Annotated in this window: 6 protein-coding genes; 2 read left to right on the forward strand and 4 right to left on the reverse strand. The window is 72.6% G+C overall.

Features of this window, described 5'->3' with window-relative positions; translation table 11 throughout:
• On the forward strand, positions 1 to 422 hold a 422-nt coding region (locus tag HMPREF0731_RS14740), incomplete at its 5' end, for a P-loop nucleotide/nucleoside kinase family protein (protein ID WP_007004955.1).
• A gap of 215 nt (positions 423 to 637) precedes the next feature.
• Complete coding sequence (locus HMPREF0731_RS14745; protein ID WP_007004956.1) at positions 638 to 1,513, forward strand: universal stress protein; 876 nt, start codon at positions 638 to 640, stop codon at positions 1,511 to 1,513.
• A gap of 157 nt (positions 1,514 to 1,670) precedes the next feature.
• Here the strand turns inward: HMPREF0731_RS14745 and hpf are convergent, their stop codons facing one another.
• The 4 genes from hpf to HMPREF0731_RS25555 form a co-directional block, all read right to left on the reverse strand.
• Complete coding sequence (gene hpf / locus HMPREF0731_RS14750; RefSeq protein ID WP_007004957.1) at positions 1,671 to 2,339, reverse strand: ribosome hibernation-promoting factor, HPF/YfiA family; 669 nt, start codon at positions 2,337 to 2,339, stop codon at positions 1,671 to 1,673.
• Positions 2,340 to 2,421: 82 nt separating this feature from the next.
• Positions 2,422 to 3,954, reverse strand: a complete 1,533-nt coding sequence (gene rpoN / locus HMPREF0731_RS14755) for an RNA polymerase factor sigma-54 (RefSeq protein ID WP_007004958.1) — start codon at positions 3,952 to 3,954, stop codon at positions 2,422 to 2,424.
• Positions 3,955 to 4,014: 60 nt separating this feature from the next.
• Positions 4,015 to 4,755 (reverse strand): LPS export ABC transporter ATP-binding protein, encoded by a 741-nt coding sequence (gene lptB / locus HMPREF0731_RS14760; RefSeq protein WP_083854541.1) that lies wholly within the window; start codon positions 4,753 to 4,755, stop codon positions 4,015 to 4,017.
• Between the two features lie 35 nt (positions 4,756 to 4,790).
• On the reverse strand, positions 4,791 to 5,190 hold a 400-nt coding region (locus HMPREF0731_RS25555; protein WP_007004960.1), incomplete at its 5' end, for an LptA/OstA family protein.

Raw genomic sequence — 5,190 nt, forward strand, 5'->3', positions numbered from 1 at the left:
CCCCCGGCGCGCTGATCCTGCGCAGCGACGAGATCCGCAAGCGCCGCCACGGCCTGCCCCCCGAGACCCGCCTGCCCCCCGGGGCCTATGCGCCGGCCGAGAGCGCCGCCGTGCATGCCGCGCTGTTCGCCCTGGCGGAGACGGCGCTGCGCGGCGGGCACAGCGTCATCGCCGATGCCGCCTTCCTCGACCCCGCCTTGCGCCAGGGCATCGCGGCGGTGGCGGCGGAAGCGGGGGTGCCCTTCCAGGGCGTCTGGCTGGAGGCGCCGCTGGACCTGCTGCGGCAGCGCGTGGCGGCGCGGCGCGGCGATGCCTCGGATGCCGATGTCGCGGTGCTGGAGAGCATGGCGGCGGCGGAGGCCGGCCCGATCGACTGGCGCCGGCTGGACGTCACCGCGACGATGCCGGAGGCCGCTCCCTGAAGGCGCCCCGGCCTTGCGCGTGACCGGTTCCTTGCGGGCCTGTTGTTCGCGCGGCGGGTGATGCCGTCCGCTGGCCCGCCGCGCGGGCGGGGCCGGCTTCCGTTTTTTTAACGGGCCGGGACGGGCTGCGGCTCCTAACCTCCCCCTCCTGGCGGTTACATTGGCGTCAGGCCCGGGCGCAGCCATAATCCGGGCAGATCAAAGGAGACCGACCCATGGCCTATCGCCGGCTGCTGCTGCCGCTGACCGGAACCGCCGCGGGCGAGGCGGCGCTCAACACCGCGCTGATGGTGGCGCGGACCTGGAACGCGCATGTGCATTGCCTGCATGTGCGGGTCGATGCGCGCGACGTGGCGCCGCTGGCGGGCGAGGGCCTGTCGGGCGCCATGATCGAGGAGATGATGGCGGCGACCGAGCGCGAGAGCGGCGAGCGCGCCGGCCGGGTGCGCGCCCTGTTCGAGAAGTTCGTGCAGGGCCGCGACGTGACCATCGCGCTGTCGGCCGAGAGCGCGCTGAAGACCGAGGGGCCGACGCTGTCCTTCGAGTCGATCGCCGGGCGGGAGGAGGACATCGTCGCCCAGCAGTCGCGGCTCTATGACATGGCGGTGGTGCCGCATCCGGAGGCGGATGAGGATGTCTCCTCCTCCGACGCGCTGCACGCGGTGCTGTTCGATTCCGGCCGTCCGGTGCTGATCGCGCCGCGCGAATCGCCCAGGACCATCGGCACCCGCGTCTGCTGCGCCTGGAACGGCACGGCGGAGAGTGCCGCGGCGGTGGCGGCGGCGCTGCCCTGGCTGCACCATGCCGAGGCGGTGCGCATCCTCTACAGCGACGACTATCAGCGGCGCGGCCCGGGGGCGGAGGGCTTGCAGGCCTATCTGCGCTGGCACGAGGTGCAGGCCGAGGCGGTGCCGTTCAAGCCGATGACGCGCGAGGTCGGTGCCGGGCTGCTGGGTGCCGTGCGCGACTTCAACGCGGACCTGCTGTGCATGGGCGCCTACAGCCATTCGCGGCTGCGGCAGCTGATCCTGGGCGGGGTGACGCGGCATGTGCTGGAGAATGCCGACATTCCCGTGCTGATGTGCCGCTGACGGGGCGACCCGGCGCGGCACCGCCGCGCCGGACCTGATGGCGGGGTCCGGGGTGGCCCTGCCACCCCGGCCTGAGGGTCCGGGAGGGCGGAGCCCTCCCGGCGCTTGGCCGGTTGGGTCCGGGAGGGCGGAGCCCTCCCGGTTTTTTGTTGGTGCCTCAGGCGGCGGCCGGGTCGATCCAGCCGATATGGCCATCCTGCCGGCGGTAGACGACGTTGAGCTGCCCGCTGCTGCGGTTGCGGAACATCATCACCGGCATCTGGCCGAGGTCGAGGCGCATGACGGCCTCGGAGACGCTGAGGCGGGCGATCTCGGTGGGCGTCTCGGCGATGATGGCGCCGTGCTCGCCATTGTTGGCGAGGTCGTGGCCGTTCGCCACGGCGGGGTCGGGCCGATCGGCGGGGATGCCGCGGATGTCGGCGAGCAGGGCGTCGACATCCACGGTCTCGTCCGGCTCGTCCGCCGGCTGGGCCAGGATCACCTGGCGGGCGGTCTCGGCGCTGGCGGGCAGGCGCTCATCGGCCAGGCCGCGCGAGTGTTCGTTCATCCGGCGGCGGTAGCGGCGCAGCCTTTTGGCGATGTGCGAGGCGGCCTCGTCGAAGGCCCGGTGCGCGTCGGCGCCCTCGCCCTCGCCGCGCAGGCTGAGCCCGCGTCCGGCGTGGATGTCGATGGTGCAGCCGAAGAAGGCGCGGTTCTTGGAGAAGGTGACATACGCTTCCAGGGCGTGGTCGAAGTATTTCTTGGTCACCGTGGTCAAACCCTCGGCCACATGGACCTTCAGGGCTTCGCCGGTTTCGACCTGTTTCCCTGCGACGACGATGTGCATGGCGGGGTAACCCCTCCTTCTTGAATGGGGAGGGGCCGTCCCGCTGGGACGGCGAAGCGGGCGGGTCGCGCCCGCTCCGGTGTCAGGCCGGGACGGCCTTCTCCCGTTTGCGCTGAACGGATGATGGTATCCGCAGCGCTTCCCTGTATTTGGCCACCGTTCGGCGGGCGATGTCCACCCCTTCCCGACGCAAAGCTGCGACGATGGCGTCATCGCTGAGGATGTCGTCCGGCGTCTCGGCGGCGACCATGCCGCGGATGCGGTGGCGGATGGCTTCCGCGCTGAAGGTTTCGCCCGCCGTGCCGCCGATGGCGGTGGTGAAGAAATATTTCAGCTCGAACAGGCCGCGCGGCGTGGCGATGTATTTGTTGGCGGTGACGCGGCTGACGGTCGATTCGTGCATCTCCACCGCCTCGGCCACGTCGCGCAGGATCAGCGGGCGGAGATGCTCGACGCCGTGGCGGAAGAAGCCGTCCTGGCGGCGGACGATCTCGGCGGCGACCTTCAGGATGGTGCCGGCGCGCTGCTCCAGGCTTTTCACCAGCCAGTTGGCGGCCTGGAATTTCTCCGAGAGGAAGGCGCGCTCCTCGCGCGTCGCGCTGACCAGGGCGCGGGCGTGGAAGCCACGGTTGACCAGCACGCGCGGCAGGGTCTCCGGGTTCAGCTCCAGCAGCCAGTCGCCGGCCTCGCCCATGGCCGGGGGGTGGCCCTGGGCGGTGGCGGCCGGGGTGATCGGCGCGCGGCGCATCAGCACGTCGGGCAGCAGGGCGGGGGCGGGGGCGGCGTCGTAATCGGCGCCCGGCTTGGGGTCGAGGCGCTTCAGCTCGGCCACCATGTCGGCCAGGTCCTCGGCATCGACGCCGCAGAGCCGCATCAGCCCGCGCATGTCGCGCCGCGCCAGCAGTTCCAGGTTGTCGAGCAGCGCCTGCATGGCGGGGTCCAGCCGGTTGCGCTCGGCCAGCTGCACGGCCAGGCATTCGGCGAGGGAGCGGCAGAACATGCCGGTGGGCTCGAAGCGCTGCATGCGGGCGCGGATGGCGGCGACCCGCGCCACGTCGCAGCCGAGCGCCGCGGCGATCGCCGAATCCTCGGCCAGCAGCCGGCCGGAGGGGTCGAGCAGCGCCACCAGCTGCGCCGCGATCATCCGGTCCGCCGGGCGGTCGAAGGCGAGGCGGATCTGGCTGGCCAGCTCCTCGCGCAGGCTGCGCGGGCGCTCGGCCGCCAGCTCGTCGATGCCGCGCCCATCCTGGCCGAAATCGAGCCGGCCGCCGCGCCCGCCGGCGAAGCCGGCCTCGGCCGGGCCGCCGCCCTCGCCATCATAGACGTTCGACCAGTCGGTGATGTCGAGCGGCGCCTCCGCCTCGGCGGGCAGGGTGGCGCCGGCGGTGCCCTCGAAGCTGTCGGCGGGGGGCGGGGTGTGGGGGAGGGCGGGCTCGGCCGGCAGGTCGGGGCGCTCGTCGCGCTCCAGCAGCGGGTTGCGCTCCAGCTCCTCCTCGACGAAGGCGCCGACCTCCAGGTTGGAGGATTGCAGCAGCTTGATCGCCTGCCGCAGCTGCGGCGTCATCACCAGCGACTGGCTTTGCCGCAAATCGAGGCGCGGACCGATCCCGGCCATGGCGGTCAGCCGGCCGGGGGCGGGGCGGATGCCGCACGAAGCCGGTGCAGCGGGCCCATGCTACAGGCTGAACCGCTCGCCCAGGTAGACGCGGCGCACGCCCTCATGCGCCACGATGTCCTGCGGCGTGCCCTCCATCAGCACCTGGCCATCGTGCAGGATGTAGGCGCGGTCGATGATCTCCAGCGTCTCGCGGACGTTGTGGTCGGTGATCAGCACGCCGATGCCGCGGTTCTTCAGGTGCTTCACCAGGTCGCGGATCTCGCCGACCGCGATCGGGTCGATGCCGGCCAGCGGCTCGTCCAGCAGGACATAGGCGGGGTGGGTGGCCAGCGCGCGGGCGATCTCGCAGCGCCGCCGCTCGCCGCCCGACAGCGCGAGCGAGGGGGAGCGGCGCAGATGCGTCAGCCCGAACTCGGCCAGCAGGGAGTCGAGCATCTGCTCGCGCCGCTCGCGCACCGGCTCGACCACCTCCAGCGCCGCGCGGATGTTGTCCTCGAGGCTGAGGCCGCGGAAGATCGAGGCCTCCTGCGGCAGGTAGCCCAGCCCCATGCGGGCGCGGCGGTACATGGGCAGGGTGGTGACGTCGTGCCCGTCCATGAAGACCTGGCCCTGGTCGGGGCGGACCAGGCCGGTGATCATGTAGAAGGTGGTGGTCTTGCCGGCGCCATTGGGCCCGAGCAGCCCGACCGCCTCGCCGCGCTTGACGCTGAGCGAGACGTTGCGCACCACCGGCCGCTTCTTGTAGCGCTTGCCGAGGCCGGTCGCGACCAGGCCGGCATCGCCGGCGATGACCTTCAGGGGCGGGCTGGCCTGCGGGGTGGTCGTGGTGCTGCTCAACGGGGGCGGGCTCCGCCTTGGCTCGGGGGTTGCGCGGCCGGGTTCTGGCCCTGGTCCTGGTTCTGGGCGCCGCCCGGCTGCAGCGCCTGCTGGCCCTGCTGCGGGATGATCAGCCCCTGCACGCGCTGGCCCGGCGCGGCCACCAGCCGCGCCACGCCGCTGCGCATGTTGACGATGGCTTCCTGCCCGTTCAGCTGGTTGTCGCCGCGGGTGATGCGCACGCCGCCCAGCAGGCGGGACATGCCGGTGGTCTCGGAATAGACGCCACGGTCGCCGCGCACCACCTCGGACGGCGTGCGGATCTCGACATTGCCGAAGGCCTCGACGCGGTCGAGCTGGCTGCCCTCGGCCGGGTTGCCGGCGGCGGCGCCGGGGCGGGGGGCGGGGTGTTGCGCG

Source organism: Pseudoroseomonas cervicalis ATCC 49957, from assembly GCF_000164635.1.
Taxonomy (GTDB): domain Bacteria; phylum Pseudomonadota; class Alphaproteobacteria; order Acetobacterales; family Acetobacteraceae; genus Pseudoroseomonas; species Pseudoroseomonas cervicalis.

Bases quoted from the DNA above. Each gene is read 5' to 3' on its own strand.
- rpoN (WP_007004958.1), bottom strand. From the start codon at position 3,954: ATGGCCGGGATCGGTCCGCGCCTCGATTTGCGGCAAAGCCAGTCGCTG.
- hpf (WP_007004957.1), bottom strand. From the start codon at position 2,339: ATGCACATCGTCGTCGCAGGGAAACAGGTCGAAACCGGCGAAGCCCTG.
- HMPREF0731_RS14745 (WP_007004956.1), top strand. From the start codon at position 638: ATGGCCTATCGCCGGCTGCTGCTGCCGCTGACCGGAACCGCCGCGGGC.